Genomic DNA, 13,474 nt, shown 5'->3' with positions numbered 1-13,474 from the left:
GCCCCCGTGCACACCCCCAATCCCGGCGAGGCCGAGCAGGACGCCCACCCGAACACTTGGGACCACCCGAGCCCCGCGGATCACACGCGCCTCGCAGGCCACCCAGACCCTCTGGACCACACGCACCCCACGGACCGCCCCCGCCCGCCGCGCCGCGCCACTCCCGTCGGCCGCATCGCCGCCGCGGCAGCCCTCACCGCCGCCGTCGGCGTCGGCCTCATCGCCTGCGGGCAGGGCGGCGGCTCCGGCGACCCCGCCCCCGATGTGGCCGTCAAGAACGTCACGACCACGCGGGCCAAGCAGGCGCCGCCCCCGATGGCGGAGTCGAGGCCGACGGGTCTGCGGATCCCGGCGGCGGGCGTGGACGCCACGGGGATGCTCGACCTCGGCATCGGCGAGGACGGGGCGCTGCAGGTGCCGCCGGCCTCGAAGGCGGAGCTGCCCGGCTGGTGGACGGGGGGTGTCACCCCTGGCCAGAAGGGCGCTGCGGTCGTGGTCGCGCACTACGACACGGTGCACGGTCCTGCGCTCATGCGGAACGTCGCGAAGGTGCGGGCCGGTGACCGGATCATGGTGCCGCGGGCGGACGGCACCACGGCGACGTTCAAGGTGCGTGCGATCCAGCAGGTCGGCAAGGAAGACTTTCCAACCCATAAGGTGTACGGGGCGACCGACCGCCCGGAGCTGCGCCTGCTGACCTGCGGCGGCCCGATCAAGGACGGTCACCGGACCGACAACATCATTCTCTACGCCGACCTCGTGCGGTGAGGCCGCGTCCGGGCACCCCCGGCCCCGCGCCGAAGCCCCGCGCCCGGCCCCCGCGAGCAGGAGTGCCAGTTGAACCGCAGCCGCAGGCCGAGCCGCCCGAGGCCCGCACGCCGACGCGTGCTCGCCGCGGGCGCCCTCGCGCTGGCCGCGACCGGACTGGCGGCGGGCTGCGGCGACCCCGGCGACCTGCGGAGCGCGGGCGCCACGCCGACGGCCGTCGGCCCCACCCGGCTGTGGCCCGACCTGCCGCCCGCGTCGTCGCCGGTCGGTGACTACGGCGAGGCGGACACCGAGGAGGTCGAGGGCGTCAAGGTGCCCGGCGGCGATCTGCACAAGGTGAACCCCGTCGCCATCGTCCGGGCGGAGGTGGCCGCGAACCCGGACGTCTACAGCGGGCCCGACGGGCTCTACAAGGAAACCGTCGAGGCCCTCAAGGACTGCGGCAGCGAGCCCAAGGACTGCCCGGTCCTCAAGGCGTACTACCGCGACTTCACCGGCGACGGGAAGGACGACCTCGTCGTCGGCATCCGGATGCCCGAGGAGCAGCTCGCCGTCCGCGTCTACGCGATGGAGAAGGGGCACCTCACCCAGATCATGGGCACCTCCGACGCGGTGCTCGGCGTGGAGCTTGCCGGGCGTGACCTGGTGGTGCGCGCGGTCTCCGGCATCCCCGGCTACGAGTACCGCACGGCCTGGTCCTGGGACCGGCACCAGCGCGCGATGCTGCCCACCCGCGACGAGATCCTGCGCTCCTCCGACGCGCCCCGCCCCAAGGGCGCCCGCAGCCAGGTGCCCGCCCTCACCGAGGCCGACCCGGGCGCGGGCCCCGGCCCCGGTGAGACGCCGGGCCCGACGCCGACGGCGGGGCCGACCGCCGACGACCGTCCGGGTGAGGGTCCGTGAGCGCCGACTCCGGGGCCACGCCCCACAACGAGGCCCGCGCCACGCCCCGCGCCGCGACCCGCGCCCCCGGCCCCCGGCTGCCGCGCCCGCCCCGCCTTCCGTTCCGGCTGCCCGCCTGGACCGCGACGCTGACCTGGAAGGCCGCGGTGTTCATCGCCGTGATGTGCTGCGCGCTCGCGGCGCTGCTCGGCGTGCTCGTCCATGTCGCGGTGACCAACCAGACCGTCGGCCAGGCCCGCGACCGCGCCCTGACCCGGCTCGACGACGCCACCAAGCAGTACGAGGCGGGCGGGCGGCTCGGCCCCGGAGTGGGCATCGACCCGCCCGGCCTGCCGCGGCGGCTGCGCGACCTCGCGGTGAGCGGGGAGCGCGGCACGATGGTCGGCGACCACGACGATCGGCCCACCGTGTGGGCGGCGGGCCCCGCGGACGGCGGCCGGGCCATCGCCGTACAGGTCGACTACGCCCAGGGCGCCCGCACCATCGACGGGCTGGACCGGGCCATCGTCGGCTCGTCGGTGCTCGCCATCGGGGCGACGCTGCTCGTCGGGGCGTTCGCGGTGACGCGGGTGACCCGGCGCCTTCACCAGACGGCCCGGGTCGCGCGCCGCATCAGCGCGGGCGACCTGGACGCGCGCGTCAACGACCCCCGCACCCACGACGACGGCCGCCACCAGGACGAGGTGGCCACCGTCGCCGGCGCCCTGGACACGATGGCCTCGTCGCTGCAGGGCAAGCTCCTGAGCGAGCAGCGGTTCACCGCCGATGTCGCGCACGAGCTGCGCACCCCGCTCACCGGGCTGCACGCCGCCGCCGAGCTGCTGCCGCCGGGCCGCCCCACCGAGCTGGTCCGGGACCGGGTGGCGACGCTGCGCACGCTCACCGAGGACCTCCTGGAGATCTCCCGCCTCGACTCGCGCAACGAACGCGTCGACCTCGACGCGGTCCTCCTCGCTCCCCTGGCCGAACGCGTCGTGCGGGCTTCCGGGGCCGAGGTCGAGGTGCGCGTCGTGCGGGACATCGTGGCGGAGACCGACGGGCGGCGCCTGGAGCGGGTGCTCGGGAATCTGGTCGGGAACGCCCTCAAGCACGGGGCTCCGCCGGTGTCCTTGACCGTGGACGGGCCCGTGATCACCGTTCGGGATCACGGGCCCGGGTTTCCCGCCTACCTCATCGAGCACGGGCCTCAGCGGTTTCGTACGGAGGGGACCACCAAGGGGCACGGGCTCGGGCTCACCATCGCGCTGGGGCAGGCGGAAGTGCTTGGCGCACGGCTTGTGTTCTCCCATGCGGACGAGTCCGGCGGGGCGGTGGCCACGCTCACACTCCCGCATGTCGCCTCGGGCGGCGTGGGGGACGAGGGCTGACCCCGGCGACGGGCTTGAATTTCACCTTCTGTGACCGTTTGCGTGCCCCTTGTGTCGCTCATAGCGTGACATCGCGGCCTTTGCACCGGTCGCGATGTCACCCTTCCGCTCCCTGAGGAGGCCTCATGGCCCTTCGTACCCGCTCCTCCGTCGCCACCCGGCTCTCCATACTCGTGGCCGGCGGCGCCCTCGCCGCCGCGACCGTCCTCACCGCCGCGCCCGGCGCCGCCGCCGACGACGCGAACAACAATCCGCCGATCTACAAGGGGCGGGTCACCGCCAAGTCCGGGCTGCTCCTGCGGGACGCGCCGACGCGGGGCAGCAAGGTCATCCGGAGCGAGCCGTACGGCAAGGTCGTGCACATCTTCTGCAAGGCGCGCGGCGAGTACGTGCACCACAACGACCGCTGGTACCTGCTCACCGACGGCACCTGGGCCTGGGGTGCCGCGCACTACATCGCCAACATCGGGCCCGCGCCGCGCTGGTGCTGAGCAGGACACCGGCGACATAACCGGACATTAGGCCCACCGCTTGCTACGTTCCGGGCATGACCGGAACAGCGGCGGAGCCCGCCACCGTCGCCGCTGTCCGCGTCCCGCGGCGCCGCGGCACCGAGCTGGCGCTGATCGTCGTGGCCGTGCTGCTCTCGGTGTACGGCTACTGCGCCGTGGGGCTCGCCCACGACGGTTCGCTCCCGCCCGGCGCCGCCGGTTACGGCGCCGGGCTCGGGGTGCTCGCGCTGCTCGCCCACGGGGCGGTGCGGCGCCGGGCCCCGTACGCCGACCCGCTGCTGCTCCCGATCGCGGTGCTGCTCAACGGCCTCGGCCTGGTGCTCATCTACCGGCTCGACCTGGAGACGCCCGGCGACCGGGCCGCGCCCACGCAGCTCGTCTGGTCGACGATCGGCGTCGGCCTCTTCATCGCCGTCGTCCTGCTCCTGCGCGACCACCGCGTACTCAAGGGCTACGCCTATCTGTCCGTGGTCACCGCGCTGGTCCTGATGATCGTGCCGATCTTCTTCCCGGCGGTGAACGGCGCCCGCATCTGGATCCGGGTCGGCGGATTCTCCATCCAGCCCGGCGAGTTCGCGAAGATCCTGCTCGCGGTGTTCTTCGCCGGCTACCTCGCGGCCAACCGCACCGCCCTCGCGTACGCGGGCCGCCAGGTGTGGAGGTTCAAGCGCCTGCAACTGCCCACCGGGCGGGTGCTCGGGCCGATCGTGGCGATCTGGCTCCTCAGCGTCGGCGTGCTCGTCCTGGAGCGCGACCTCGGCACGTCGCTGCTCTTCTTCGGGCTCTTCGTGATCCTCCTGTACGTCGCCACCGGGCGCACCGGCTGGATCGCCGTCGGCCTGCTGCTCGCGGCGGTCGGGGCGTTCGCGGTGGGTTCGCTGGAACCGCACGTGCACGGCAGGGTCGAGGACTGGCTGCATCCGTTCGCGTCGATCGAGGCGGGCGAGGGGCCGAACCAGCTCGCCCAGTCGCTGTTCGCGTTCGCGGCCGGGGGCCTGCTCGGCACCGGTCTCGGGCTCGGGCACTCCATCCTCATCGGCTTCGCCGCGAAGTCGGACTTCATCCTGGCGACGGCCGGGGAGGAGCTGGGTCTGACCGGGCTCGCGGCGATCTTCCTCCTGTACGCCCTGCTCGTGGAGCGCGGCTTCCGGGCGGGGCTCGCGCTGCGTGACCCGTTCGGGCGGCTGCTCGCGATCGGGCTCGCGTCGATCGTGGCGCTCCAGGTGTTCGTGATCGCGGGCGGGGTGACGGGGCTGATCCCGCTGACCGGGATGGCCATGCCGTTCCTGGCGCAGGGCGGTTCGTCGGTCGTCACGAACTGGATCATCGTGGCGCTCCTGATCCGGGTCAGCGACTCGGCGCGCGCCCAGCCACTGCCGGTGTCCGGGGCCGAGTCCAAGGAGGTCAGGGCGTGACCCGCCACATCCGCCACGCCGCCGCGTTCTGCGCGCTGCTGCTCGTGGCCCTGCTCGTGAACGCGACCCGGGTGCAGGTCGTCGACTCCCGGGCGTACGACGGCAATCCCGCCAACCGCCGTACCGCCATCGCCCGGTACGACCAGCCGCGCGGCGACATCCTCGTGGACGGCGAGCCCGTGACGGGCGCCAAGGACACCGGCGAGCAGCTCCGCTACGAACGGACGTACCGCAGCGGCCCGTTGTACGCCCCGGTGACCGGCTTCGCCTCGCAGGTGTACGGCACCACGTTCCTTGAGCACGCCGAGGACGACGTGCTCTCCGGCACCGACCCCATGCTGGCCCCGCTCCCCCTGTGGAACGACATCACCCGCGCCCAGAACCCCGGCGGCGAGGTCGTCACCACCATCAGGGCGGCCGTGCAGCGGGCGGCGTACGCCGGGCTCGGCGGCAAGAAGGGTGCCGTGGCCGCCCTCGACCCGGCCACCGGCAAGGTGCTCGCCCTGGTGTCGACGCCGTCGTACGACCCGGAGCGCCTGGCGGGCACGGGCAGCGCCGTGACCGGTGCCTGGGCCGGGCTCAACGCCGACCCGGACAAGCCGATGCTCAACCGGGCGCTCAGCCGGACCTATCCGCCAGGGTCGACGTTCAAGGTGGTGACGGCGGCGGCCGCGCTCGACGCGGGCGAGGTCACCGACCTGGACGCGGACACCAAGTCCCCCGACCCCTACACCCTGCCGGGCACCACGACCCGCCTCGCCAACGAGGTCGAGGGGTGCGCGAACGCCAGCCTGCGGTACGCCTTCCAGTGGTCCTGCAACACCGTCTTCGCCAAGCTCGGCGTGGACACCGGCCAGGACGCCATGGCGGGCACGGCGAAGAAGTTCGGCTTCGACACGTCCGGCCTGCGGATCCCCTCCCCGGTCGCCACCAGCACCTTCGACACCGCCGTGGACGACGCGCAGCTCGCCCTGTCCGCCATCGGCCAGTACGACACGCGTGCCACGCCCCTGCAGATGGCGATGGTCTCGGCGGCCGTGGCGGGCGGCGGCTCGGTCAAGGCGCCCTACCTGGTGGACCGGACGACGACCGACGACGGCGACACGGTGGCGTCGACCGGCACCCGGACGCTCCGGCAGGCGATGAACCCGGGCACCGCCGTGCAGTTGCGCGAGCTGATGACGGACGTCGTCGAGAAGGGCACGGGACGGAACGCCGCGATCGAGGGCGTGACCGTCGGCGGCAAGACGGGCACGGCCCAGCACGGCATCGGCAACGCGGGCACCCCGTACGCCTGGTTCATCGCCTGGGCCCAGGAGCCGGGCGACGCGGAGCCCTCGGTGGCGGTCGCGGTGGTCGTCGAGGACGCGTCGGCGGACCGCTCGGACATCAGCGGGGGCGGGAGCGCGGCGCCGATCGCGAAGGCCGTGATGGAGGCGGCGTTGCGCTGAGGCCGCCCGGTCGGGGTGCCTAGTCGCCCAGCTGGGCCGTGGTGCTCGCGCCGTCGATCGCCTCGCGGAGGAAGTCCGCGTGCCCGGAGTGCTGCGCCGTCTCGCGCAGCAGGTGCAGCACGATCCGGCGCACGGACCACCGCGGTACGACGCCCGGCTCCCAGGGCGCCTCGGGCAGCGGCACGACGGTGTCGAGCCCCACGCGCTCCACGGCCTCGTCGGTGGCGCGCGCGGCGGCCTCGTACGCGGCCACCAGTCCCGCCAGGCCGGCGCCCGGCGGCATCTTGTACTGGTCCATGTCGAACATGCCGGGCGGGGTCTCGCCGGTGCCGCTGCTCAGGATGAGCGTCCAGTTGCGCTCGCCGTGCGTCAGGTGGTTCACGATGCCGCCGAGTGTCAGCTCGCTGACGGTGGAGCGGGTGGCGGCCTGCTCGTCGGTGAGTCCGCGCGCCGTGATGAGGAGGGTGCGGCGCTGCTCACGCAGGGCGTCGAGGAGTTCCTGGGTCTCGGTCATGCGCACACGCTAGAGCTCAACTAGGCCAGGGTGTGGCCTAGTCGGTGTCCGCGGCCGCGCCCGCCGCGACGGCGGCCTCGACCTCGGCGACCCGCTCCCCCTCCTCCGCGGCAAAGCGCTCAGCGTCCAGCTTCTCCGCGATCTCCTCGTCCTGCGCCATCAGCTGGTCGAGGTTGGAGTCGCCCATCTCGAACACGCCCATGTCGACGTACGCCTGCTGGAGCCGCTTGCCCCACAGGCCGATGTCCTTGACGCACGGCACGATGCGGCTGAACAGCAACTGCCGGAAGAGCTGCAGGTATTCGGAGCGCTCGCTGCACTCCTCGGCGTCCTTCAACGGGATGCCGAAGTTCTCCAGGACCTCGACGCCCCGCAGCCGGTCACGCATCAGGTAGCAGCCCTCGATGACGAACTCCTCGCGTTCGCGCAGTTCCGCGTCGGAGAGCTGCTGGTAGTAGTCGCGCAGCGCCATCCGCCCGAAGGCCACGTGCCGGGCCTCGTCCTGCATGACGTACGCGAGGATCTGCTTCGGCAGCGGCTTGTCGGTGGTGTCGCGGATCATGCCGAAGGCGGCCAGGGCGAGGCCTTCGATGAGGACCTGCATGCCGAGGTAGGGCATGTCCCAGCGGGAGTCGCGCAGCGTGTCGCCGAGCAGCGCCTGGAGGTCGTCGTTGATCGGGTAGAGCATGCCGATCTTCTCGTGCAGGAAGCGGCTGTAGATCTCGGCGTGCCGGGCCTCGTCCATGGTCTGGGTGGCGGAGTAGAACTTCGCGTCGAGGTCGGGGACGGACTCCACGATGCGGGCCGCGCACACCATCGCGCCCTGTTCGCCGTGCAGGAACTGGCTGAACTGCCAGGAGGCGTAGTGCTTGCGCAGCTCGCCGCGCTCGGCGGGGGACATCACGTCCCAGTACCGGGTGCCGTAGATCGACATGGCCTCGTCGGGGGTGCCGAGTGGGTCGAGCGGGTCGACCTCCAGGTCCCAGGCGATGCGCTTGGCGCCGTCCCACTGCTTGTCCTTGCCCTTTTGGTAGAGGTTGAGCAGGCGCTCACGCCCCTCGCCGTACTCCCAGCTGAAGCGGGCCGCGCCGGTGGCGGGCACCTGCCAGGTGAGGTCCTGCTGGCCTGAGGTGTACAGATCGCGTGTGGACACGGACGGCTCCTCGGGTCTCGGCGGCCCCCGCCGCGCAACCGCCGCACAGGGGTGGCTCCTTGAGCAGGCTCACACGGTGGTAGACGCGGGGTCAACAAGTCGTGCGCAAGGGATTGACGGCCTTGCTGACAAGCAGTCTCATAAGACGTGACCCCCGGTAACCCGCTTGCGAGAGCACACGAGGAGCAGGAGATCTCATGACGACCGTGACCGAGGACAGCGAACTCGCGGGTCTGCGGGACGCGCTCGGCCTGCTCAAGGACCGCGAACAGGTGGCGCAGCGACTCCTGGAGTCGTCCGCCAAGCACTCCTTCGACCCCGACAAGGAGCTGGACTGGGACGCGCCGGTCGAGGACGGCAAGTGGTTCTGGCCGCCGGAGCTCGTCTCGCTCTACGACACCCCGCTGTGGCGCCGGATGTCCGAGGAACAGCGCATGGACCTGGCCCGGCACGAGGCGGCCTCGCTCGCATCGCTCGGCATCTGGTTCGAGATCATCCTGATGCAGCTGCTCGTGCGGCACATCTACGACAAGTCCGTGACCAGCGCGCACGTGCGGTACGCCCTCACGGAGATCGCCGACGAGTGCCGCCACTCGATGATGTTCGCCCGCATGATCGAGAAGGGCGGGGCGCCCACGTACCCCGTCACCAAGCTCAACCACAATCTCGCCCGCGTCCTCAAGACCGTCTCCACGACGCCGGGTTCCTTCGCCTGCACCCTGCTCGGCGAGGAGATCCTGGACTGGATGCAGCGCCTGACGTTCCCCGACGAGCGCGTGCAGACCATCGTGCGCGGCGTGACCCGCATCCACGTCGTGGAGGAGGCCCGCCACGTCCGGTACGCCCGCGAGGAGCTGCGCCGCCAGATGGTGACCGCGCCGCGCTGGGAGCGCGAGCTGACCCGCGTCAGCAGCGGCGAGGCGGCCCGCGTCTTCTCCATCGCCTTCGTCAACCCGCAGGTGTACACGAACGTCGGCCTCGACCGCCGCGAGGCCGTCGCCCAGGTCAAGGCGAGCGGCCACCGGCGCGAGGTCATGCAGTCCGGTGCGAAGCGGCTGACCGACTTCCTGGACGACATCGGCGTGCTGCGCGGGGCGGGCAGGCGGCTGTGGAAGTCCTCCGGCCTGCTCGCGTGACCCGCGGGGCGCCCCCGCTCGCTCCCGGCGACCCGCGCGTCCGGGGCGTCCCCGCACCCGACTCTTCGTACGAAAACACGGTTACGCTGCGGGACATGACCCAAGCCGTCGGCCCCACCCGCGCGTACCGGCGCCTCAGCGTCGAGGAGCGCAAGAGCCAGCTCCTCGACGCCGCGCTCAACCTCTTCGCGCACCGCGCCCCCGAGGAGGTCTCGCTCGACGACGTCGCGGAGGCCGCCGGGGTGTCGCGGCCCCTGGTGTACCGCTACTTCCCCGGCGGCAAGCAGCAGTTGTACGAGGCGGCGCTGCGCACGGCCGCCGACGAGCTCGAACAGTGCTTCGCCGAGCCGCAGGACGGCCCGCTCACCCGGCGCCTCGGCCGCGCCCTCGACCGGTACCTCGCCTTCGTCGACGAGCACGACACCGGGTTCAGCGCGCTGCTCCAGGGCGGCAGCGTCATCGAGACCTCCCGCACCACCGCCATCGTCGACGGCGTCCGCCGCGCCGCCGCCGAGCACATCCTCAACCACATGGAGCTCCCCGAGCCGCCCGGCCCCCGGCTCCGGATGACCGTCCGCATGTGGATCACCGCCGTCGAGGCGGCCTCCCTCATCTGGCTCGACGAGGACAAGCAGCCGCCCCTGGACGAGCTGCGCGAGTGGCTGGTCGAGCAGTTCGTCGCCCACATCACGGCCACGGCGGGCCGCGACCCCCAGACCGCCGCGATGGTCCGCCGTGCCCTGGCCCTGGAGACGCCCGAGGGCCCCGTGGGCGAGCTGGTCCGCAGGGTCCTTCCGGTGGTGGCGGAGGCGGGTCACCTGCTGTAACCGGCCGCGCGGCCGGTTCACCGGGGGGAGACACTGGTCCCGTGAAGAGTGAAGAGACCCCCTTCGTGGGCGGCCCCCTGGACGGCCGCGTCCTGCCCGTCCTCCTCGGCCCGACCGGCCACCCCCCGAAGGTCTACCGCGTCCCCGTCCCCGACGACGCGGGCGGCGAGCCCACGATCCTCGTCTACCGCCGCGTGGCCGCCGGCACGGCCCGCCGCTTCGGCCTCCACCCGGGCTGGAAGTACGAGTACGACGCCGGGGGCACCGGGGGCGGGAGCGGCTTGCGGAACCTGCGGTGGCCTTGGTCGAAGCCGGATCCTGGGCGGACGCACGGGTAAGTCTCAGCCCCTCATGGGGTCCCCCCTGCTCCTTAAGAGCTTGGGGGAGTTTGAGGAGCGGGGTCGGGGGCGGAGCCCCAGGTTCGGGTAGGGGCGGGATTGGGGAGCCCCCGGCAAGGGCCACCCCAGGGCCGACCTCAGGTCCCGAACCCGCCGCGCGCAACCCGCCGCGCCGCGAACCCCTGGACGGGTGACCTCATTGCGCCAACCGATCGGCGCCGACGCGCGCCCCTCCTGGCCCCGTCCCATGCTCACGGTGCCGGGCGGACCCCCCGCCCCGCACCGGAAGGTGATGACATGTCAGGAAGGCTGCTGCGCTGGGCGTGCACCGGATCCGCCCTCTCCGCGCTCCTCACCGCCACCCCCCTGGCCCCCCACGCCGCACCCGCCCACGCGGCCCCCGTACCCGGCCCCGGCGAGCGCCCGGTCACCGAACTCCTGACGGACCTTCAGCGCCTGTACCGCAGGGCCGAGGAGTCCACGGAGACGTACAACGCGACCGAGGAGAAGCTCACCGACCAGCGCCGCCGCGTCACCGGCCTCAACCGCAGCCTCGCGCGGGCCCGCGCCTCCGCGCACGACGGCAGGGGCGCGGCAGGACGCCTCGCCCGCCAGCAGTACCAGCACGGCACCATCGAGATCTCCTCGTACGTACGCCTCCTCCTCGCCCGGAATCCGCAGGGCGCCCTGGACCAGCGGCACGTCCTGCGGCGCGCCGCCGCCGAGCGGGCCGCGACCGTCACCCGGCTCGTCGACGGCGAGAAGAAGGCCGACGGCCTCGCCCGCGCGGCGCGGCGCGCCCTCGCCGCCCAGGAGTCCCTCGCCCAGCGGCAGCGGACCGCGCGGGACGCCGTGCGGACCCGGCTCAAGGAGGTCGAGGAGCTGCTCGCCTCGCTCTCCGCCGAGGAGCTTGCCGCGCTGGCGCGGGCCGAGGAGGACGGGGCCGAGCGGGCGCAGCGTCGGCTCGTCGCGTCCGGGGCGCTCGGGGCGCCCGCCGAGGTCGGGCGGGCGCCGTCCGCCCGGGGGGAGCGGGCGCTGCGGTACGCGGTCGCGCAGATCGGGAAGCCGTACGAGTGGGGGGCGGAGGGGCCCGCCGCCTTCGACTGTTCCGGGCTCACCCAGCGGGCCTGGGGGGTCGCCGGGCGCGGGATTCCCCGGACCAGTCAGCAGCAGTGGGCGCGGCTGCCCCGGGTTCCGCTGCGGGACCTGCGGCCCGGCGACCTCGTCGTCTACTTCCCCCGTGCCACGCACGTGGCCCTCTACCTCGGCCGCGGCAAGGTCGTCCACGCGCCCCGCCCCGGGGCCCGCGTCAAGGTCTCGCCCCTCGCCGCGAACCCCGTCCTCGGCGCGGTCCGCCCCGACCCGCGCGCCACCCCGGTCTCCGACTACCGCCCGCCCCGGCTGCCCGCGGGGGCGACGAAGGGGGCGGACCGGGGGTGGGCGGGGTAGGCCTCGCGGGGGCGCCCCAGACCCGCCCCTTCACCGGCTGTGTCAATTTGCGGCTCCGCCGCGTGGGGGGCTGCGCCCCTGGACCCCGTAGGCGGTCGTCCCGTGGCGGGTGGGACAGTCCTCCCCCGAAATCGGCGCTCCGCGCCTCGTCCTCAAACGCCGGACGGGCTGAAATATCCCCGGGCGGGCCGGAAAGGTGCTGCGGGGTGGTCCGGCGAGGCGCTGCGGTGTGAGCCGTTTCGGGGCTGAGGGTGCCGGGCTGTTGCTCGGCAGCGTGCAGGTTTGGGCGGGTGGGTGGGAGAAAGCCCGTCCGGCGTTTGAGGACGAGGCGCGGAGCGCCGATCAGCGGGGGTCCAGGGGGCGGCAGCCCCCGGTTTCGGAGAAGGGGCGGGATCGGGGGCTACGCAGCCGCGACCCCCGCCACGTACCCCTCCGCCAGCTCCGCCTCATAGAAGTAGTTCTCGAAGTCCGACGGATCGTTGAAGCCGTTGGCGAAGCGGTCGGCGACCGGCTGGAGGGAGCCGGCGGCACCGAGGAGGTTGAGGACGTGCTCGGGCGGCACACCGAGCATGGCGTTGGTCCACTTGGTGACGTGCTGCGCGCTCGCCCAGTAGCGGTCGAACGCCCCCTGCATCCACGCCTCGTCGAACACCCCGTCCCCGTGGGACACGATCGACGAGAGGTAGGAAGCGGCGCACTTGGACGCGGAGTTGGACCCCTGCCCGGTGATCGGGTCGTTGGCGACGACGACGTCGGCGACGCCGAGGACGAGCCCGCCACCGGGCAGCCGCCCGACGGGCTTGCGCACGGTCGGGGCGTACCGCCCGGCCAACGTGCCGCCCGCGTCGGTGAGTTCGACCTTGGTGGCGCGGGCGTACTCCCAGGGCAGGAACTTCTCCAGGAGTTCGAGGGTGAGGGCGAGGTGCTCACCGGGGTCCTTGACGCCCTGGAAGACGTCGAGCGGACCGCCGGGAACGCCCTCCCAGAAGAGGATGTCGGCGCGGCCGGACGTGGTGAGCGTCGGCATGACGAAGAGCTCGCCTACGCCGGGCACGAGGTTGCAGCGCACGGCGTCGAACTCGGGGTGCTCGGGCCGCGGCCCGAGGCCGTGGACGTAGGCGACGGCGAGGGCCCGCTGCGGCGCGTCGTAGGGCGAGCGCGAGGCGTCCCGCTCGAACATGGACACCAGCTCGCCCTTGCCCGCGGACACGAGCACCAGGTCGTACGTACGGGAGAAGTAGTCCAGGTCGGAGACGGCCGCGCCGTGGATGACGAGCTGCCCGCCGCGCTGGGCGAACGTCTCCATCCAGCCGGCCATCTTCACGCGCTGGTCGACCGACTGCGCGTACCCGTCGAGCCTGCCGACCCAGTCGATGACGCGGGCGGCATCGGGACCGGCGACGGAGACGCCCACGCCCTCGATGTTCGGGGCCTGGGACTCCCAGAAGTTCAGGCCGAGTTCGCGCTCGTGCTGGAGGGCTGTGTGGAACATGCACTGCGTGGACATGACCCGGCCGGACCGGATCTCGTCCGCCGTGCGGTTGGACATGAGGGTGACCTCGTACCCCTGCGACTGGAGTCCGAGGGCGATCTGGAGACCGGACTGACCGGCTCCGACGATGAGTATCTTCCGCATGCTGA

13 protein-coding genes are annotated in these 13,474 nt (G+C 73.0%); 10 read left to right on the top strand and 3 right to left on the bottom strand.

Annotated elements, in window-relative coordinates:
- The first annotated feature begins 6 nt into the window (after positions 1-6).
- The 6 genes from AB6L24_RS31970 to AB6L24_RS31945 all read left to right on the top strand — a co-directional run bounded on the left by AB6L24_RS31970 (position 7) and on the right by AB6L24_RS31945 (position 6,416).
- Positions 7-768 (top strand): class F sortase, encoded by a 762-nt coding sequence (locus AB6L24_RS31970; protein WP_405661090.1) that lies wholly within the window; start codon positions 7-9, stop codon positions 766-768.
- 69 nt (positions 769-837) lie between these two features.
- Complete coding sequence (locus AB6L24_RS31965; RefSeq protein WP_405661087.1) at positions 838-1,671, top strand: hypothetical protein; 834 nt, start codon at positions 838-840, stop codon at positions 1,669-1,671.
- 161 nt (positions 1,672-1,832) lie between these two features.
- Positions 1,833-3,038: an ATP-binding protein gene (locus AB6L24_RS31960; protein ID WP_405663480.1), complete on the top strand. Its 1,206-nt coding sequence runs from the start codon at positions 1,833-1,835 to the stop codon at positions 3,036-3,038.
- A gap of 125 nt (positions 3,039-3,163) precedes the next feature.
- Positions 3,164-3,529, top strand: a complete 366-nt coding sequence (locus AB6L24_RS31955) for an SH3 domain-containing protein (RefSeq protein WP_405661084.1) — start codon at positions 3,164-3,166, stop codon at positions 3,527-3,529.
- A gap of 56 nt (positions 3,530-3,585) precedes the next feature.
- Positions 3,586-4,965 (top strand): FtsW/RodA/SpoVE family cell cycle protein, encoded by a 1,380-nt coding sequence (locus tag AB6L24_RS31950; RefSeq protein WP_405661081.1) that lies wholly within the window; start codon positions 3,586-3,588, stop codon positions 4,963-4,965.
- Complete coding sequence (locus tag AB6L24_RS31945; protein WP_405661078.1) at positions 4,962-6,416, top strand: penicillin-binding transpeptidase domain-containing protein; 1,455 nt, start codon at positions 4,962-4,964, stop codon at positions 6,414-6,416. The genes AB6L24_RS31950 and AB6L24_RS31945 overlap by 4 nt, the downstream gene beginning before the upstream one ends.
- Positions 6,417-6,435: 19 nt before the next feature.
- On the opposite strand, the gene AB6L24_RS31940 is transcribed toward AB6L24_RS31945, so the two are convergent.
- Both AB6L24_RS31940 and AB6L24_RS31935 read right to left on the bottom strand, forming a co-directional pair.
- Entirely contained in the window at positions 6,436-6,930 is a 495-nt protein-coding gene (locus AB6L24_RS31940; protein WP_405661075.1) for a DinB family protein, read from the bottom strand.
- 37 nt (positions 6,931-6,967) lie between these two features.
- Positions 6,968-8,083 (bottom strand): ferritin-like domain-containing protein, encoded by a 1,116-nt coding sequence (locus tag AB6L24_RS31935; protein ID WP_405661073.1) that lies wholly within the window; start codon positions 8,081-8,083, stop codon positions 6,968-6,970.
- Positions 8,084-8,280: 197 nt separating this feature from the next.
- Between AB6L24_RS31935 and AB6L24_RS31930 the strand changes: the two genes are divergently transcribed.
- The 4 genes from AB6L24_RS31930 to AB6L24_RS31915 all read left to right on the top strand — a co-directional run bounded on the left by AB6L24_RS31930 (position 8,281) and on the right by AB6L24_RS31915 (position 11,833).
- Positions 8,281-9,219, top strand: coding sequence for a diiron oxygenase (locus AB6L24_RS31930; RefSeq protein ID WP_380847919.1), 939 nt, complete (start codon positions 8,281-8,283; stop codon positions 9,217-9,219).
- A 95-nt stretch (positions 9,220-9,314) separates the two neighbouring features.
- Positions 9,315-10,046: a TetR/AcrR family transcriptional regulator gene (locus tag AB6L24_RS31925; RefSeq protein WP_405661070.1), complete on the top strand. Its 732-nt coding sequence runs from the start codon at positions 9,315-9,317 to the stop codon at positions 10,044-10,046.
- Between the two features lie 41 nt (positions 10,047-10,087).
- A complete protein-coding gene (locus tag AB6L24_RS31920) occupies positions 10,088-10,384 on the top strand; it encodes a hypothetical protein (RefSeq protein WP_405661068.1) in 297 nt (98 codons plus the stop codon).
- Between the two features lie 297 nt (positions 10,385-10,681).
- Complete coding sequence (locus tag AB6L24_RS31915; RefSeq protein WP_405661066.1) at positions 10,682-11,833, top strand: NlpC/P60 family protein; 1,152 nt, start codon at positions 10,682-10,684, stop codon at positions 11,831-11,833.
- 400 nt (positions 11,834-12,233) lie between these two features.
- On the opposite strand, the gene AB6L24_RS31910 is transcribed toward AB6L24_RS31915, so the two are convergent.
- The gene (locus tag AB6L24_RS31910) at positions 12,234-13,469 is read right to left on the bottom strand and encodes a styrene monooxygenase/indole monooxygenase family protein (RefSeq protein WP_405661064.1); all 1,236 of its coding nucleotides are present in this window, start codon (positions 13,467-13,469) and stop codon (positions 12,234-12,236) included.
- Between the last annotated feature and the right edge of the window lie 5 nt (positions 13,470-13,474).

It is taken from the genome of Streptomyces sp. RK9 (assembly GCF_045070545.1).
Lineage (GTDB): Bacteria > Actinomycetota > Actinomycetes > Streptomycetales > Streptomycetaceae > Streptomyces > Streptomyces alboflavus.
Note: the sequence above shows the minus strand (reverse complement) of the source record. Positions and strands in the feature narration are given on the sequence as shown.

What these genes read in the sequence shown, in the direction of transcription:
- AB6L24_RS31930 (WP_380847919.1), top strand. Translation starts at nt 8,281, where the DNA reads ATGACGACCGTGACCGAGGACAGCGAACTCGCGGGTCTGCGGGACGCG.
- AB6L24_RS31915 (WP_405661066.1), top strand. Translation starts at nt 10,682, where the DNA reads ATGTCAGGAAGGCTGCTGCGCTGGGCGTGCACCGGATCCGCCCTCTCC.
- AB6L24_RS31950 (WP_405661081.1), top strand. Translation starts at nt 3,586, where the DNA reads ATGACCGGAACAGCGGCGGAGCCCGCCACCGTCGCCGCTGTCCGCGTC.
- AB6L24_RS31940 (WP_405661075.1), bottom strand. Translation starts at nt 6,930, where the DNA reads ATGACCGAGACCCAGGAACTCCTCGACGCCCTGCGTGAGCAGCGCCGC.
- AB6L24_RS31925 (WP_405661070.1), top strand. Translation starts at nt 9,315, where the DNA reads ATGACCCAAGCCGTCGGCCCCACCCGCGCGTACCGGCGCCTCAGCGTC.
- AB6L24_RS31910 (WP_405661064.1), bottom strand. Translation starts at nt 13,469, where the DNA reads ATGCGGAAGATACTCATCGTCGGAGCCGGTCAGTCCGGTCTCCAGATC.
- AB6L24_RS31955 (WP_405661084.1), top strand. Translation starts at nt 3,164, where the DNA reads ATGGCCCTTCGTACCCGCTCCTCCGTCGCCACCCGGCTCTCCATACTC.
- AB6L24_RS31960 (WP_405663480.1), top strand. Translation starts at nt 1,833, where the DNA reads ATGTGCTGCGCGCTCGCGGCGCTGCTCGGCGTGCTCGTCCATGTCGCG.